Origin of the sequence: Micromonospora sp. NBC_00898 (genome assembly GCF_045207895.1) — a bacterium.
In the GTDB taxonomy this organism is placed as follows: Bacteria; Actinomycetota; Actinomycetes; order Mycobacteriales; family Micromonosporaceae; genus Micromonospora.
The window spans coordinates 4,040,659-4,054,860 of the sequence record NZ_CP108775.1; the positions used below are offsets into that span (position 1 = coordinate 4,040,659).

The 14,202-nt window shown below is 73.7% G+C and carries 10 protein-coding genes; 5 read left to right on the top strand and 5 right to left on the bottom strand.

All coding sequences use genetic code 11. The features are described from left to right. The first annotated feature begins 17 nt into the window (after positions 1-17). From OG799_RS19700 to OG799_RS19720, 5 genes are all read left to right on the top strand, one after another. Complete coding sequence (locus OG799_RS19700; RefSeq protein ID WP_406036641.1) at positions 18-980, top strand: hypothetical protein; 963 nt, start codon at positions 18-20, stop codon at positions 978-980. Further along, on the top strand, positions 980-1,837 hold the full coding sequence (locus OG799_RS19705; RefSeq protein WP_406036642.1) for a spermidine synthase: 858 nt from the start codon (positions 980-982) through the stop codon (positions 1,835-1,837). The genes OG799_RS19700 and OG799_RS19705 overlap by 1 nt, the downstream gene beginning before the upstream one ends. A gap of 83 nt (positions 1,838-1,920) precedes the next feature. Then, a complete protein-coding gene (locus tag OG799_RS19710; protein WP_406036643.1) occupies positions 1,921-2,619 on the top strand; it encodes a sigma-70 family RNA polymerase sigma factor in 699 nt (232 codons plus the stop codon). Next, on the top strand, positions 2,616-3,407 hold the full coding sequence (locus OG799_RS19715) for an anti-sigma factor family protein (RefSeq protein ID WP_406036644.1): 792 nt from the start codon (positions 2,616-2,618) through the stop codon (positions 3,405-3,407). Before OG799_RS19710 ends, OG799_RS19715 begins: the two co-directional genes overlap by 4 nt. A 204-nt stretch (positions 3,408-3,611) precedes the next feature. Next, on the top strand, positions 3,612-4,271 hold the full coding sequence (locus tag OG799_RS19720; RefSeq protein WP_406036645.1) for a hypothetical protein: 660 nt from the start codon (positions 3,612-3,614) through the stop codon (positions 4,269-4,271). Between the two features lie 156 nt (positions 4,272-4,427). On the opposite strand, the gene OG799_RS19725 is transcribed toward OG799_RS19720, so the two are convergent. Genes OG799_RS19725 through OG799_RS19745 form a run of 5 tightly spaced genes read right to left on the bottom strand, consistent with a single transcriptional unit; the run spans position 4,428 to position 14,037 of the window. After that, positions 4,428-6,215 (bottom strand): stealth family protein, encoded by a 1,788-nt coding sequence (locus OG799_RS19725; RefSeq protein WP_406036646.1) that lies wholly within the window; start codon positions 6,213-6,215, stop codon positions 4,428-4,430. A gap of 2 nt (positions 6,216-6,217) precedes the next feature. Beyond that, a complete protein-coding gene (locus OG799_RS19730) occupies positions 6,218-8,455 on the bottom strand; it encodes a glycosyltransferase family 4 protein (RefSeq protein ID WP_406036647.1) in 2,238 nt (745 codons plus the stop codon). Further along, positions 8,452-10,065: a stealth family protein gene (locus OG799_RS19735; protein WP_406036648.1), complete on the bottom strand. Its 1,614-nt coding sequence runs from the start codon at positions 10,063-10,065 to the stop codon at positions 8,452-8,454. The genes OG799_RS19730 and OG799_RS19735 overlap by 4 nt, the downstream gene beginning before the upstream one ends. After that, complete coding sequence (locus OG799_RS19740; protein WP_406036649.1) at positions 10,062-12,119, bottom strand: PIG-L family deacetylase; 2,058 nt, start codon at positions 12,117-12,119, stop codon at positions 10,062-10,064. The genes OG799_RS19735 and OG799_RS19740 overlap by 4 nt, the downstream gene beginning before the upstream one ends. Next, complete coding sequence (locus OG799_RS19745) at positions 12,112-14,037, bottom strand: stealth family protein (RefSeq protein ID WP_406036650.1); 1,926 nt, start codon at positions 14,035-14,037, stop codon at positions 12,112-12,114. Before OG799_RS19745 ends, OG799_RS19740 begins: the two co-directional genes overlap by 8 nt. Positions 14,038-14,202: the final 165 nt, after the last annotated feature.

Genomic DNA, 14,202 nt, shown 5'->3' on the forward strand with positions numbered 1-14,202 from the left:
AACGAAAGGGTGGCCCGGTGAATGAGGCCCGGTTCTTCGTCGACTCGTGGGACCCGGCGTACGGCGCGTCGTTCGAGGCGTCGGCGGGCGGACCGGCGGCGCCGAGCAGCGCCCAGGTCGACCCGGACGTGGAGCTGCCGGCGACGGACTGGCGGGCGATCGGGGCCCGCCGGGACGTGCCCGCCCCAGACGTGGTGCTGCTGGTCGACGGGGTGCGCCGGATCGACGCCAGCGTCTGGACGGCCGAGGACGACGGCGCGTCGTTCCCCGGCATCGCCGCGTCGTACGCGGCCGGGGTGGTCCGCTGCGACCTGGAACGCGGCGCGGCGGAGCTGGCCGGCGCCCGGGTCGGCCGGGGCCTGTTCACCGCCAGCCCGTCCGCGCAGGACGTGCTGGCCGGCCGGATCCACTACCCGGTGCACCGGGTGGGCGGCACCGGCGAGCTGAGCAAGCTCCCGGCGGCCGTGCAGGGTCCGCTGACCGCGCTGGAGGTGGCCGTCTCCGACGCCGCCCGGATCGACGGTGACCTGCTGGTGGTGGACGGCCCGCTGCGCAGCCGCCGGCAGCTGCCGCGCACCCTGGGCTACATCAAGACCCAGCACAGCCAGTACCTGGACGCTCGGCTGACCGCGGTGGTGACCGGCCTGGCCCCGGGCCAGCGCTCCCCGGTGTTCAAGCTGGGCACCGCCTGGGGCGGCTACTCGTGGTACCTCCGGCTGCCGGTCGCGGCCGGCGCGCCCTGGGCCGGCATCGTGCGGGTGGAGTGCTCCGCGGACCTGACCGCGGCGGAGGCGATCGGCCTGGCCGACCTGTCGCTGGTCACCCTGCCCCGGTTCGCCTCCACTCCGTACAAGGACCCGCGCGCCCCGCAGAACCTGATCCCCATCGCCGGGCTGGAACGCAAGCTGCGCGGGATGCTCGGCGACGCCCGCCTGCTGCACCGGGTGCTGACCGCGGCGGCCCGCGGGATCCGGCGCTGATGGGCCGCCGACGCGACGCCGACCGGGTGGTCGAGCAGGTCGACACGGGGCAGGCCGAGCTGGCGCCGGACCCGGACCGGCCGGGCTCGTGGACGCTGCTCCTCGACGGCGCGCCGCAGTCGCATGTGGACCTCACCGACCCGACCCACCTGGAGTTCGAGTACGTCCGGCGGCTGGCCGCCGCGCTGGACCTGATCGCCCCGCCCACCACCCCGCTGCGGGTGCTGCACCTGGGCGGCGGCGCGCTGACCCTGCCCCGGTACGTGAGCGCGACCCGGCCCGGCTCGACCCAGCGGGTGTCCGAGGTGGACGGCGCGCTGGTGGAGCTGGTCCGGCGGGCGCTGCCCTGGCCGACGGACCCCCGGCTGCGGGTCCGGGTGGCCGACGCCCGGGCCACCCTGACCGCCAGCCGGGACGGCAGCTACGACGTGGTGGTCGCGGACGTCTTCGCCGGCGCCCGCACCCCGGCCCACCTGACCTCGGTGGAGTACGCCGCCGAGGTGGCCCGGGTGCTCCGGCCCGACGGCTGGTACCTGGCCAACATCGCCGACGGCCCGCCGCTGCGGCACGCCCGCGCCCAGGTCGCCACGGTCCGCTCGGTGCTGCCCCGGGCCTGCCTGGTCGGCGACGCGGCGGTGCTGCGCGGCCGGCGCTACGGCAACCTGGTGCTGGTGGCCGGCCGGGTCGAGCCGCCGGTGCCGGAGCTGACCCGGCGGGCGGCGGGCGACTGGTTCCCCGGCCGGGTGCTGGCCGGCGCGGAGCTGGACCGGTTCGCCGGCGGCGCCGCCGTGGTGCGCGACGCGGACGCCACCCCCTCCACCCCACCCCCGCCCGGAATTTTTTCCGTGCGCCGTTGATCCGCCGGGCGGGCCAGCCCGTACCACCGGGCGGCCATGCCCGTGCGGGGCCGGCTGATGTCATTGGACACCCGGAGGTCTGCATGCATGCGGTGGCGGCCGGCTGGCACGGCGAGGTGGCGAGGCCCGAGTGGATGTTCGCTCGGGCGCAGCCCCAGTCGCGTGCGTCGAGGGCGGGCCGTGGGGTCGACTCGCGCCCCGCAGATCGCCAGAATGACCCGGTGACGCCGCGACCGGCGCCCGGGCGCCACCAGGCGGCGTCCCCTGAGGCCAGTCATTCCGACCAGTTGATCCGGCTGCTCTACGCGGAGCACGCCGGCCCGCTGCTGATGTTCGTGATGCGGTTGACCGGCGGTGACCGGCAGCGAGCCGAGGACATCGTGCAGGAGACGCTGCTGCGGGCCTGGCGCAACGCGCACCGGTTGGGCATCCAGGGCCAGGGGTCGCTGCGACCGTGGCTGGTCACCGTGGCCCGACGGATCGCCATCGACGAGCACCGCAGCGAGCAGGCCCGCCCGGCGGAGACGTACGACCGGGACCTGACGGCCTTCGCCGAGGCGGACAGCACGGATCGGGTGCTGCGCACGATGACGGTCGCCGACGCGCTGCGTACCCTGAGCCAGTCGCACCGGGAGATCCTGGTGGCGACGTACTTCCGGGGCCGGACGGTGCCGGAGGCGGCCGAGGAGCTGGGCCTTCCGCTCGGCACCGCCAAGTCGCGCGTCTACTACGCGCTGCGCGCGCTGCGCACGGCTCTGCAGGAACGGGGGGTGACGGAATGAGCCGGGCAGACCACATGGACGTGGCCGCGTACGCGCTCGGCGTGCTCGACCAGCAGGACACCGAACGCTTCGAGGAGCACCTCGCCACCTGCTGGGCGTGCGCCGCGGAGCTGGAGACGATGGTCCCCGTGGTGGGGATGCTCGCCGGCATCGACGGCGAGACGATGACCGCGTTGGAGCAGACCCAGACCGATCCGGCGCTGCTGGACCGGACGCTGGTGGCGGTGCGGCGTCACCGCCGGCGTACCCGGTTCCGGCAGCTTCTGGCCACGGCGGCGGCCGTGGTGGTCTTCGGCGGCCTGAGCGGCGTCGGCATCGCCGGCATCGCGGGCAGCGGGGACGACGACCGGATCCCGCAGGCCGAGCCGACCCTGACCACCCCGGTCACCGACCCGCCGTCGCCGGGGCCGACGAAGTCCGGCACCGGGATCGGCGGCGAGAAGGAACCGGTCGAGGGCGAGCCGCACGACGCGACCGATCCGGGCACCGGCGTGAAGACCACGATGTGGCTGGCCGCCAAGGAGTACGGCACACAGATCAGCGTTCAGCTCACCAGGCTGCCCGGGCCGCGGACCTGCCGGCTCGTGGTGGTCCGCAAGAACAACACCAGCGAGGTGGTCTCCACCTGGTCGGTGCCGGGCGGCGGGTACGGGACGAGCACCAACCAGCTCCCGCTGGAGCTGAGCGCGTCCACCTCGGCGACTCAGAACGACATCGCGAGGATCCAGGTGCAGTCCGTCGACGTCAACGGGATCGCCAGCCCGCTGGTGACGGTGGCCGACCTCTGATCCGCCGGGACAGCGGCGCCGGGCAGCGACATCGCCCGGCGCCGCTTCGGCGTGCCCGCCCGCGTGGACCCGACGTGCTCCCCCACGTGTCGGCGGCCGGATCGGTTCAATCGGTCCACTATGAAATGGAGCACCTTTTCTTCTTCAACCTTGACAGCACACCACCCGTACTACTCGGTGAACTGCCAAGAATGAGGAGGGCACGTGGCACACCTGAAGCGGACGACCGTCATCGTCGCGAGCGCGATGGTCGCACTAACGGCCTGCGCTCCCGCGGGTTACGACGGGGCGAACTCGAGCGCGGCCGAGCCGGTCGCCGTCGCCGCGGCCGAACCCACCGCGGCGGCCGAACCGGAGGCCTCCGCCACCGCGGACGCCCCCGCCACCGAGCAGGCGCCCCCGGCGGACGTCCGGCTCACCGACCAACTGGTCGGCAAGAAGGTGCCCCGGATGGGCAACGTCGTGATGGACCAGGACGGCTGGATCCTCTACCGCTTCGACAAGGACTCCGCCGACCCGCCGTCGTCGAACTGCGTCGACAAGTGCGCCCAGGTCTGGCCGCCCGCGCTGACCGACGGCAACCCGCAGCTCCAGGGCGTCTCCGACGACAAGGTCGGCACCGTCACGCGGCAGGACGGCACCCGGCAGATCACCATCGGCGGCTGGCCGGTCTACCGCTACATCGGCGACAAGAAGCCCGGCCAGTGGAAGGGCCAGGGCGTCGGCGGCACCTGGTTCGTGGTCGACCCGAACGGCAAGAAGAACCTGACCTGCGTGCCCACCGGCACGCCGAAGGCGGTCGCCCCGCCCGCCTCGGGTGACTCGGGCGGCTCCGACAGCGGCAGCTCGGGGTACTCGTACTGATCCCGCCGCACGGACACGGTGGCCGGTCGCAGCCGGGGAGGGCGCGGCCGGCCACCGTCGTGAACCTGGACGCCGGCGTACCGGCAGCGCCCCGCGTCCCGGCTGCGGCGCCGGCCCGGTGGGGCCGGCGCCGCTGTACCGCGTACGACGCGGGCGTCAGCTTTTCTCCCACGGACTGGGCACCGGGAAGTAGGTGTCCAGGAAGGGGCCCAGCACCGCCACCTGGGCGGCCAGGTCCTCCTCGGTGGAGTACGCGTCGTTGAGGCAGAAGACGTGCCGGTCCCGGCGCGCGAGCAGGTGCGCGAGACGCGAGGGCGTGTCGGGATGGGACAGCTCGGCGATGCTGTACTCCAGCTCCCCCGGGACCGCCCGGCCGGTGTGGAAGGCGTAGTAGTGGTGCAGCGACGAGGCGACCGAAATGTCCGCCACGCTGCGGAAACGGTTGCCGGCGGTGGCGTGGTGCTCGGCCGGGAACAACTCCTCGATCTCGGCCAGCACGCTGCGCCGCAGCGCGTGCGGCATGTGCTTCATCTTCTGCGTCAGGACCGTGCCGAACCGCTCGGCGATCAACCGCCGGTTGTTCTTGCCGGCCGCCGACGCCGGGATGTCGTCCGCCGACGGCGACCCCGGCGGCACCAACGCCGGTGAGGGGAAGAACTTCGTGATCCCGTTGGCCAGGAAAAAGTCCTTCGGGGTGACCTCACGACCGAGGAAGACGTCGTCGTTGAAGTAGAGGAAGTGCTCCGACAGGCCGTCGATGTGGTGCAGCTGGCTCTCGATGGCGTGCGAGTTGAAGGTCGGCAGCAGGGACGGATCGCGGAAGATCTCCCGGTGGCTGACCACCCGCAGCCCCGGGGCGTCGGCGTCCAGCCAGGCCGGGACCTGGTCGTCGGTGACCAGATGGACGGTACGCACCCACGGCGCGTACGTGTGCAGCGAGCGCAACGAGTAGCGCAGCTCGTCCCGGCTGAGGAACCGGGCCGCGCTCGCCGACTCGGCGTGGTACGGGGTACCGGCCACCTCGGCGCGCCGGCGGAGCCACGCCGGGTCGGCCCCGTCCACCCAGGTGTAGACCACGTCGACCGGAAACGTCACGTCGTCTGGGCGCCGGATCGCGAACTCCGGACGGGTCCGGACCCGCACCGTCGGGGTGGCCGGCCCGAGCGCGGTGAACAGATCCGCGGGCGTGTCGACCGCCGCGGCCACCGCGGGGACCTGCTCCGCCACCAGGTTCCGCCGCGGCGCGATTAGCTGGTCCTCGTGGCGCGTCCAGAACTCGACCTCACAGCCGTACGCCGCGCCGAGCACCAGTCGTTGCCGCGGGTCCGTCCAGTACCAGGTCAACCGCAGCACGTCGGCGTCCCGCAGCCGGTGCCACACCTGCGGCTCGAACCCTGGCGCCGACCGGGATTCCCCGCCACCGGCTACCGCGCCGACGTACCCGGGCAGTCGGCGGCACGCCGCGGCGAGGGCGGCGTACACCCGGTCCCGGTCGGCCGCGTCGACGGCGACCACCGACGAAAGGTCGGAGCGCCCGCGTACGCAGAAATGGTCGACGCCCGCCTCGTCGAACGCCGCGGTCACCGCGGCGAGGTTGGCGGCCCGGGCCGACCACGGCGACACGTCCGGGCGGACCAGCGCGACCCGCGCCCGCCGGTCCACCACCACCACGGCGCGGTCCCCGCCGGCCAGGAGTTCCGGCTGGCGGCGGGCCAGCCGCGCCCCGCGGCGCGCCGCCGACTGGTTGTCGCCGGACACCTGCGCCACCCACTGCTTCACCTGGTGGCGGGCCCGGGGGCTCACCCGGGCGGCGATGGCCCGGCGCGCCCGCGGGCTGAGCACCCGGCGGTAGGTCTCGACGAACCTGGACGGCTCGGCGACGGCCCGGGCGGTGCCTGAGGGGCGCCGCCCCGGCTCCGCCGCCGTCGTCTCCTCCGTGGTCACGGCTACGGCCGATCGATGACCACGACCGACAGCTCGCTGTCGATCGTGTAGTAGGGGCGCACGCGCAGCATCGGGGCCGGATCCTCCTCGACCAGGTCCAGGTCGACCTCCCTGGTCAGGTGGACCTCCGGGTAGTTGTAGGTGCGTTTCTTGTCGACGACGTCGTCGACGAACCGACCCAACCGGACCTCACCCCGGTCGCCGGGCTGGCGGAGGAAGATGTCCCAGTCCTCGTACCGGCCCAACCGGAGGTCGGTCAGCGCGTCCAGGGGCACCACGATCGTCACCGTCCCGTCGGTCGCCGGGGCGGTCCACACGGTCAGCGACTCCGGTCGGTCACCCCGGCGCCGGAGCACCGCGCCGTCCGGGACCCCCGGCCCGTGCCAGGTGGCGGCGATGGTGATCGCCTCACCGTCCAGCTCCACCCGCCGCACCTCGGCGTGCGTCGCGCGCGCCCAGCTCCGGACCGCGAGGAAACCGTCGGTGGTCCGGTAGGGCACATGCACCCGCACCCCGGGCCCGTCGGCGGCGACGCCGTCGTCCGGGCCGCCGGCGAGGACCCGGCTGTCCAGCCGCTGCGGACGCACCCGGCGTCGGACGCCCTTCCCATCCACCAGGTGGACGTTCCACCGGCCCTCGGAGAGCGCGTCCGCGGCGAGCACGGCGAGCTGCCGGGAACCGTCGGCCGAGGGGACGAGGGGCACCTGGACGACTTCGCGGGTGTCCCGGTTGCGCAGCACGAGCGCACCGCCGTGCGGGCCGGTCACGGCGTCGACGGACCAGCGCAGACCCAGGTCGGGCAGCACCAGGCAGTCCGCGACGGGGTTGTCGGCCGGAGAGGCCCGCCGCCGGATCGCCTTCTGCAACCGGGTGCTCGCACCGTGGACCCGGCGCAGCCGGGACAGCCGCGCGAGCGCGCTGATGCTCACCCGCCGGGTGAGGTCGTTACCGGCGATCCCGCGCAGCAGCGGATCCGCCACCGTCCGCAGCAGGTCCGGCTCCCGCAGCAGCTCGCCGCCCCGGGCGAGGACCGACCGGGTCAGGCCACCCGGCGGCGTCCGGCGAGCGGTCCGGCGAGGCCGGGGCGTGCCGGCGCGCCGGGCGGCCAGCAGCTCCGCGCAGTCGGCGGCGAACCGGTCGGCCAGCTGGGCGGGGTCGAAGCGGGCGGAGTTCGCCAGGGCCATCTTGGCCATCCGGGCGCGGAGGGCGTCGTCCCGCATCACCGACCGCAGCGCCGCCGCGTACCCGTCGAGGTCGTCGCTGGGCACCAGCAGGCCGTCCTCGCCGTCCTCGATGATCTCGCGCGGACCGACCGGACAGTCGGTGCTGACCACCGGCAACCCGAGCCGCATCGCCTCGACGATCGTCATGCCGAACGACTCGCGCTCGGAGGTGACGGCGGCGACAGCACCCTTCACCCACTCCGTCGACATGTCGTCCCGACGGCCCATCAGCCGAACCCGGTCGTAGACGCCCAGCTCCCGGATCAACGCGCCGAGCGCGTGCCGTTGCTCGCCGTCACCGTAGATCCGCAACGTCCAGCCGGGACAGTCCGCCGCCGCCTGGGCGAAGGCGGTGATCAGTCGGTCGTACCGCTTGATCGGGTCGAGCCGGCCGGCCGCCACCACGATCCGGCTGCCGCCCTCGGCGGGCGGAACCCCGGGTGGCGGCGAGCTGTTCGGCAGCACCTCGATCCGGGTGCCCGGCACCGGGTTGCCCGAGCGGAAAGCCGCCGCGTCCGCGCCGGTCACCGTGTACGCGAGGTCGATCCGCGGATAGCACTGGCGGATCTCGGCCTTCACCGCGTCGTCGATCAGGTCCTGGGTCATGTGTTCCTGGGCCACCCGCACCGCGTGCTCGGGGGCGTGCCGGGCCACGGCGAGGTTGAGCCCCGGCCGGGTGCCCACCACCACGTCGGCGTCCGTGGACCGGAGGTAGCCGATGATCCGTTCGTCCGTCAGCCGGCTGTACGCGAGGTGGAGCTCCTCGGTCTCCGGGATCAGCGTCGACGGTTCCCGGTGCCGCGGGTTGGTGCGGTCCGGCCGGCGCGGCCGGGTGTCGACCAGCGGCACGACCGCGATCCGAGGGTCGACGTCGAACATGGTCCGGTCGAGCCGGCGGAACACCGACGCGACCTCCACCTGGTGGCCGGCCTCGACCAGCGCGGTGGCCAGGTTCAACACGGCCCGGTTGGTGCCACCCACGCCGTAGAAGTTGTGGATGAGGAAGGAGAACTTCACCGCGGGGCCGCCAACTCGTACGGGCTGGGCACCGGGAAGTACGCCTCGAGGAACGGCTCCAGTACGGCCATCTGCTGCTGGAGCTGCGCGTACGTCGAGTAGGCGTCGTTGATGCAGAAGGTGTCCCAGTCCCGCCGGGCCTCGGCCCGCTTCAGCCGGGCGGCGAGATCCGGCACCGCGAGCTGCACGTAGCCGTAGTTGACGTGCCCGGGCAGGGCCCGCCCGGTCAGGAAGGCGTAGTAGTGGTGCAGCGAGTAGGTGATGGTGAGGTCGGTGGCGCTGCGGAACCGGCTCCGCACCGTCGCGGCGTGCTCCGCCGGGAACTCCCGCTCGATCTCGTCGAGGATGCTGCGGCGCAGCGGGTAGGGCACGTGCTGGCTGCCCTGGGTGAGGGTACGGCCGAACCGCTCCTCGACCAGCCGTCGATTGTTCTTGATCATCGCGTCGACCGGGCTGTCGAGGCTGGTGATCGGGCCGAGCGGGATCCGGTTCTGGGACAGGAAGAACTTGGTGTTGCCGTTGGCCAGGAAGAACGTCTGGGGCGCCAGCGGCCGGCCGAAGAACATGTCGTCGTTCAGGTAGAGGAAGTGCTCGGCGAGGCCGTCGATGTTGTGCAGCTGACTCTCGATCGCGCACGAGTTGAACGTCGGCAGCGCGTCCCGGTCGGTGAAGATCTCGTCGTGGTTGACCAGGAAGATGTTCCCCGCGCTCAGGTCGAGCCACGCCGGGCGCTGCCGGTCGGTCACGATGTAGATGTTGCGGACCCAGGGCGCGTTGAGGTGCAGCGACCGCAGGGAGTACTTCAACTCGTCCCGGTTGATGTACCGCGACTCGCTGTCGGCCTCGGCGTGGAACGCCTCACCCTTCAGGTCGGCCCGGCGGCGCTGCCACTCCTGGTCGGCGCCGTCCACCCAGGTGTAGACGACGTCGATCGGAAAGTCGATGTCGTCCGGGAGCAGGTGGTCGAACTCCGGCCTGGTACGGAAACGTCGCCCCGGCTTCGCCACCGCGGCCAGCCGGGTGAACCGGTGCTCATCGGCCTCCACCGGCACGCCGGCCATCGACACCGCGGGCATCATCCGGTTGCGCCGCGGCGCGCGCAGCACGTCGGCCTTGCGGTCCGGCCGCCAGAACTCGACCTCGCAGCCGTACGCGGCGCCCAGCACCAGCTGCGCCGTCGGGTCGACCCGGAACCAGGTCAGCTTGACTGCCCGGGCCCGCTGCAGGTCAGCCCAGGCCGCCGGGTCGGCGGCGTCGCGCAGCGCGCTGACGATCGGCGGCCTGGGCAGCACCTGGCTCACGTAACAGGTGCCGGCCGCGCCCAGCTTCTCCAGCGCGCCGAGGGCGGCGACCCGGTCCTCCTCCCCGACCCCGACCACCGGCGTCCGGTCGTCCATGCCACGGACCACGAAGTGGTCGACGCCGTGCGCCTCCAACGCCGCCGTGACGGCGGTGAGGTTGAGCTGACGGGCCAGCAGCGGGGTGAGGTCGGCGTGCACGTGCGCCCGGCGGCGTCCCCCGTCCACCAGCACCTCGCGGACGTCCTCCGGCTCACCGGCCGCGCCGGACGGGTCCACGGCCGGGTGCGGGGCGGGGGATGCGTGGTTCACGGTACTTCCTTCGTCGAGGTCAGCGACGACGCCGAGCGCGTCACCGGCAGGGCCAGCAGGCCGCCGCTGGCGGAGACCGCCAGCACGAGGGACCGGCCGGCCGAGTCGACCGACACGGCGTGGCTGCCGGCGATCGGGGTGGGCTCCCGCAGCCACGGGCCGCGCGGCCGGCCGTCGGGGCCCACCCAGATCAGGCTCGTGGCCGAGTCGTCGTCCCGGACGGCGAGCAGCGCCGCGCCGGCGTCCGGCACGAAGCGGGCGGCCATCGGGCCCGGCCCGCCGTGCCCGCCCAGGTCCGTGAGGCTGGCGGGGTCCCAGGTCCGGCCGTCGTCGCGGGTGCGGAACGACACCGTCGACGCCGAGTCCCGGCACCGGCAGAACAGCATCCGGCCGCCGTCGGGCAGCCGCACCACGGTGGGTGGGCCCGCGGCCGCCTCGGTGCGCACCATCGAGAAGTCGGCGGTGAGTTCCGTGGTGGCGACCAGCCAGCGGGCGATGCCGTGGCGTCCCGCGGCGAGCACCTCGACCGATCCGTCGTCCAGGGCCACCGCGGTCAGACCGTCCTGGGTGTCCCGGCCCCCGAGGTCCCGCCACGGCGTCCAGGTGGAGCCGTCGTGGAGCCGTCCGCTCAGGCCCTTGCCCGCGTTCCTGGTGAGCACCAGCAGCCGACCGTCGGGCAGCGGGACGGCCTGCGGCATCCCGATGCTCCGCCGCTTCGCCGGGGCGCTGCGCCCGTTGGGGTTGCCCAGCGACTCCCACCGCACGTCCCGGTAGTCGCCGGAGGCCGGCAGCACGATCGTCCACAGGTCCCGCTGGTGCCGGTCGGGGTCCGCGGTCAGCCCCTGCCGCACGGCGAAGAGGCGCCAGCCGCCGTCCGCGGTCGGCACGGCGCTGACGTGCGGCAGCAGCTTGCGCCCGGGCACCCGCCGGCCCTGCGCCAACTCGCCGGGGTGGCCCTCCCGCCAGTGCACGACCTGTCCGCCCCGCACGGCGAAGGCCGAGAGCCGGCCGTCGGCCCCCGGAGCGGCCCAGGACCGCGAGCCGGGGTAGCGCAGCGTGGTGCCGGAGGCGTTGCCCTGGGCGATCAGGTCGCCGCTGACCTTCCGGTCGCCCAGGCCGGCGGGATCGTCGCTCGGGCGGCGGTCCGCCCAGCCGTACACGTCCTTGTAACGCTGCTTGCCGGCGCGCGCCTCCGGGCTGAGGTTGGACGGCCAGCGCCGGACGTAGTAGCCACGGAACGCCTCGATCGACGTCCGGCGACCGCCCCCGGCCGCGAACCAGCGGGTGATCGCCTCGTGGGTGAACAGGCCGGTGGCCGTGTGGACGCTGTGGTCGGAGTAGCCCTCTGCGTCCGCGTGCCGGGGGTTGGCGCGGTCGTGGACCTGCGGGTCCGGGTCCGGGTCCATCGTCCAGAGCAACGTCGGAGCGAAGCGCTCCAGCAGCAGCACCAGCGACTCGATCAGGCCCTCCCGGGTGTAGCTGTGCACACCCTGGACCGGCGAGCCGAGCGGGATCATCGTCGGGTTCGACTCGGCCCGGCCGGTCCACAGCCCCGGCAGCGACCCGGCGCCCGGGGCGGAACCCGCCGGGGGCGTGGCCCACAGGTTGAGCCCGATCAGCCGGATGTGCGGCGCGTCGACCAGGATCGACACGTCAGCCTCGGCGCCGCCGGCCAGGGTGGTCACCTCGCGGCGCCACTTGGCGTCCCGGTCACCCAGCACCATGTCGGCGTACGCGCAGCGCAGCCCGTTGTACCGGGCGGCCGCGAAGGCCTCGAAGTCGACCGGGGTGGCGGCGTTCTCCGGGGTGCCGTCCGGCGCGTTGCGGCCGTCGGCCTCACCCGCGGTCAGGCAGACCGTCAGGTGTTCCTCACTGCTGCTCAGCTGGCTGACCAGCAGCGGATTGAGGAAGTACAGGTCGTCGTCCTGGTGCGCCATGACGGCCATCGACCGGGGCCGGCCGACTGGGGTGGACTTCCCGGCGCCGCGGGGTCGGCCGGCGGCCCGGCGGCCGAGGGCGAGCAGCGGTGCGACCCATTCGAGGCGATCAGGCATCTTGTCGCCCTCCCAGTCTGATGGAGGTGTCCGCGCCGGACGGCGCGTTGGTCCCGTGTTCGGCGCCGGCTGGCGCACCGCGGCGGAGTGCGGCCACGGTGGGCGCGTCCACCGGCGGGCCGACCCGCAGCGTGGGCACGGTCGGGGCGTCCACCGGCAGGCCGACCCGCAGCGTGGGCACGGTCGGGGCGTCCACCTGCGACCTGCCCCCGGCGGCGCCACGGGCCTGCCGCCACAACGCGGTCGCGCCCACCTTACGGCGCTCGGCCACCACCTCCTCCGGCAGCTCGAACGGCGCCGGGAAGGGCAGGTAGCGCGGAAGGAAGTCGGCGAGCATCTGCTCCTGCTCCGCCACCGTCCGGGGGTCGGAGTCGGTGTCGTTGAGGCAGAACACGTCGCGGTGCCGGCGGCGGAGCAGTTCGGTGAGCCGGGCCGGCGTGGAGGGGTGCCCCAGGTCGGCGTACTCGTAGTCGATCGTGCCCGGCACGGCCTGACCGATCGAGTAGGCCCAGTAGTGGTGCAGCGAGGACGGGACGGCGAGGTCGTCGCGGTGCCGGAACTGGTGGCCGATGGTGGCGGCGATCTCCTCGGGCAGCACCGACTCGATGTGCTCCAGCACGCTGCGCCGCAACGAGAACGGGGTGTGCTTCATCTTCTGCAGGACCGTCACCCCGAACATCCGGTTGATCTGCCGCCGGTTGTTCTTCCCGGCGGCGTTCACCGGGGCGTCCTCGGCCGTGGGGTCGCCGAGACCGTACTGGGCGGGTGACATGAAGAACTTCGCGATGCCGTTGGCGTGGAAGAAGGTCTGCGGCAGCAGCGGCCGGCCGAGGAACACGTCGTCGTTGAAGTAGAGGAAGTGCTCCGCCAGGCCGGGGATCCGGTGCAGCCGCGCCTCGATGGCGTGCGAGTTGAACGACGGGAGCTGGCCGACCGGGCCGAGGATGTCGGCGTGGGAGACCACGGTGATCATCGGGTGGTCGGGATCGAGCCAGGCGGGGAGCTGGTTGTCCGTCACCAGGAAGATGCGGCGCAGCCAGGGCGCGTAGCTGACCAGTGAACGCAGGGAGTACCGCAGCTCGTCGCGGCTGACGTACCGGCTGTCGTTCGCGGCGACCGGGTGCACCGGTCCGGCCTGCCGGCCGAGCGCGGCCGCCTTCCGGGAGCGCCACTCCGGGTCCGAGCCGTCCACCCAGGTGTAGACGGCGTCGATCGGGAACCGCATCCGGTCGGGCGCGACCACGGTGAAGTCCCTGCGGGTCCGGTAGCGGCGGGAGTCGCGCAGCGGGATGAAGTCGCTGAGCTGGCTGGCGGAGACGTTGACCAGCACGGCCTGGGGGGGTGCCTCGTGGGTCACCGGGTTGTGGCGGGGGGCGCGCAGCTTGTCGCCGTCCTGGTACCAGAACTCGATCTCGCAGGCGAAGGCGCCGCCGAGTACCACCGCCCCCCGGCTGTCGGTGACCGGGAAGAAGACGCGCAGCACCTCCTCGTCGCGCGGCGGATCGCCGTCGACCCGGACCCGGACCCGGACGACCCGGGCGCCCCGCAGGGCCGGAGCGCAGCGCAGCGCCTCCCGGACCGCGCCGCGCCGGTCGGCCGGCACGGCGACGCTGCTGCGCAGCGCGTCGGTGTTGGGCAGGCAGAAGTGCTCGATCCCCGCCGCCAGGAGGGCCGCGGTCACCGCGCCGAGGTTGCGGTGCCACAGCTCCGCCGGTGTCGCGTCGCCGACCACCACCGCGGACAGGCGCTCGTCGCCGTCGCGGACCTCGATGCGGGTGCCGACCGGCCGGGGCGCCGATGCGCCGCCCAGCCCGGTGAGGGAGCGGACCAGGCGCAGCCGACGGTCCGCCGGCAGCAGGCTGAGCATCCGGTGCCGCACGGTCCGTGGCAGACTGCGGTAGATCCGGAGGGCGATCATGGGAGCGGTCCGTCAGCCGTGACGACCGCTGGTGCTGCCGCCATCGGTCAGGGCCGGTGGAGCGATGCCGGCCGGGCCGGATCCGGAACCTGGACACACACAGAACCAGCACGCATCGCTGATCGCCCTTCTCATTACATCCCCGTTGGCCGCCTCCGGGCTTCC

Coding starts and splice junctions, on each gene's coding strand:
- OG799_RS19740 (WP_406036649.1), bottom strand. CDS start 12,119: ATGCCTGATCGCCTCGAATGGGTCGCACCGCTGCTCGCCCTCGGCCGC.
- OG799_RS19705 (WP_406036642.1), top strand. CDS start 980: ATGGGCCGCCGACGCGACGCCGACCGGGTGGTCGAGCAGGTCGACACG.
- OG799_RS19715 (WP_406036644.1), top strand. CDS start 2,616: ATGAGCCGGGCAGACCACATGGACGTGGCCGCGTACGCGCTCGGCGTG.
- OG799_RS19745 (WP_406036650.1), bottom strand. CDS start 14,037: ATGATCGCCCTCCGGATCTACCGCAGTCTGCCACGGACCGTGCGGCAC.
- OG799_RS19710 (WP_406036643.1), top strand. CDS start 1,921: ATGCATGCGGTGGCGGCCGGCTGGCACGGCGAGGTGGCGAGGCCCGAG.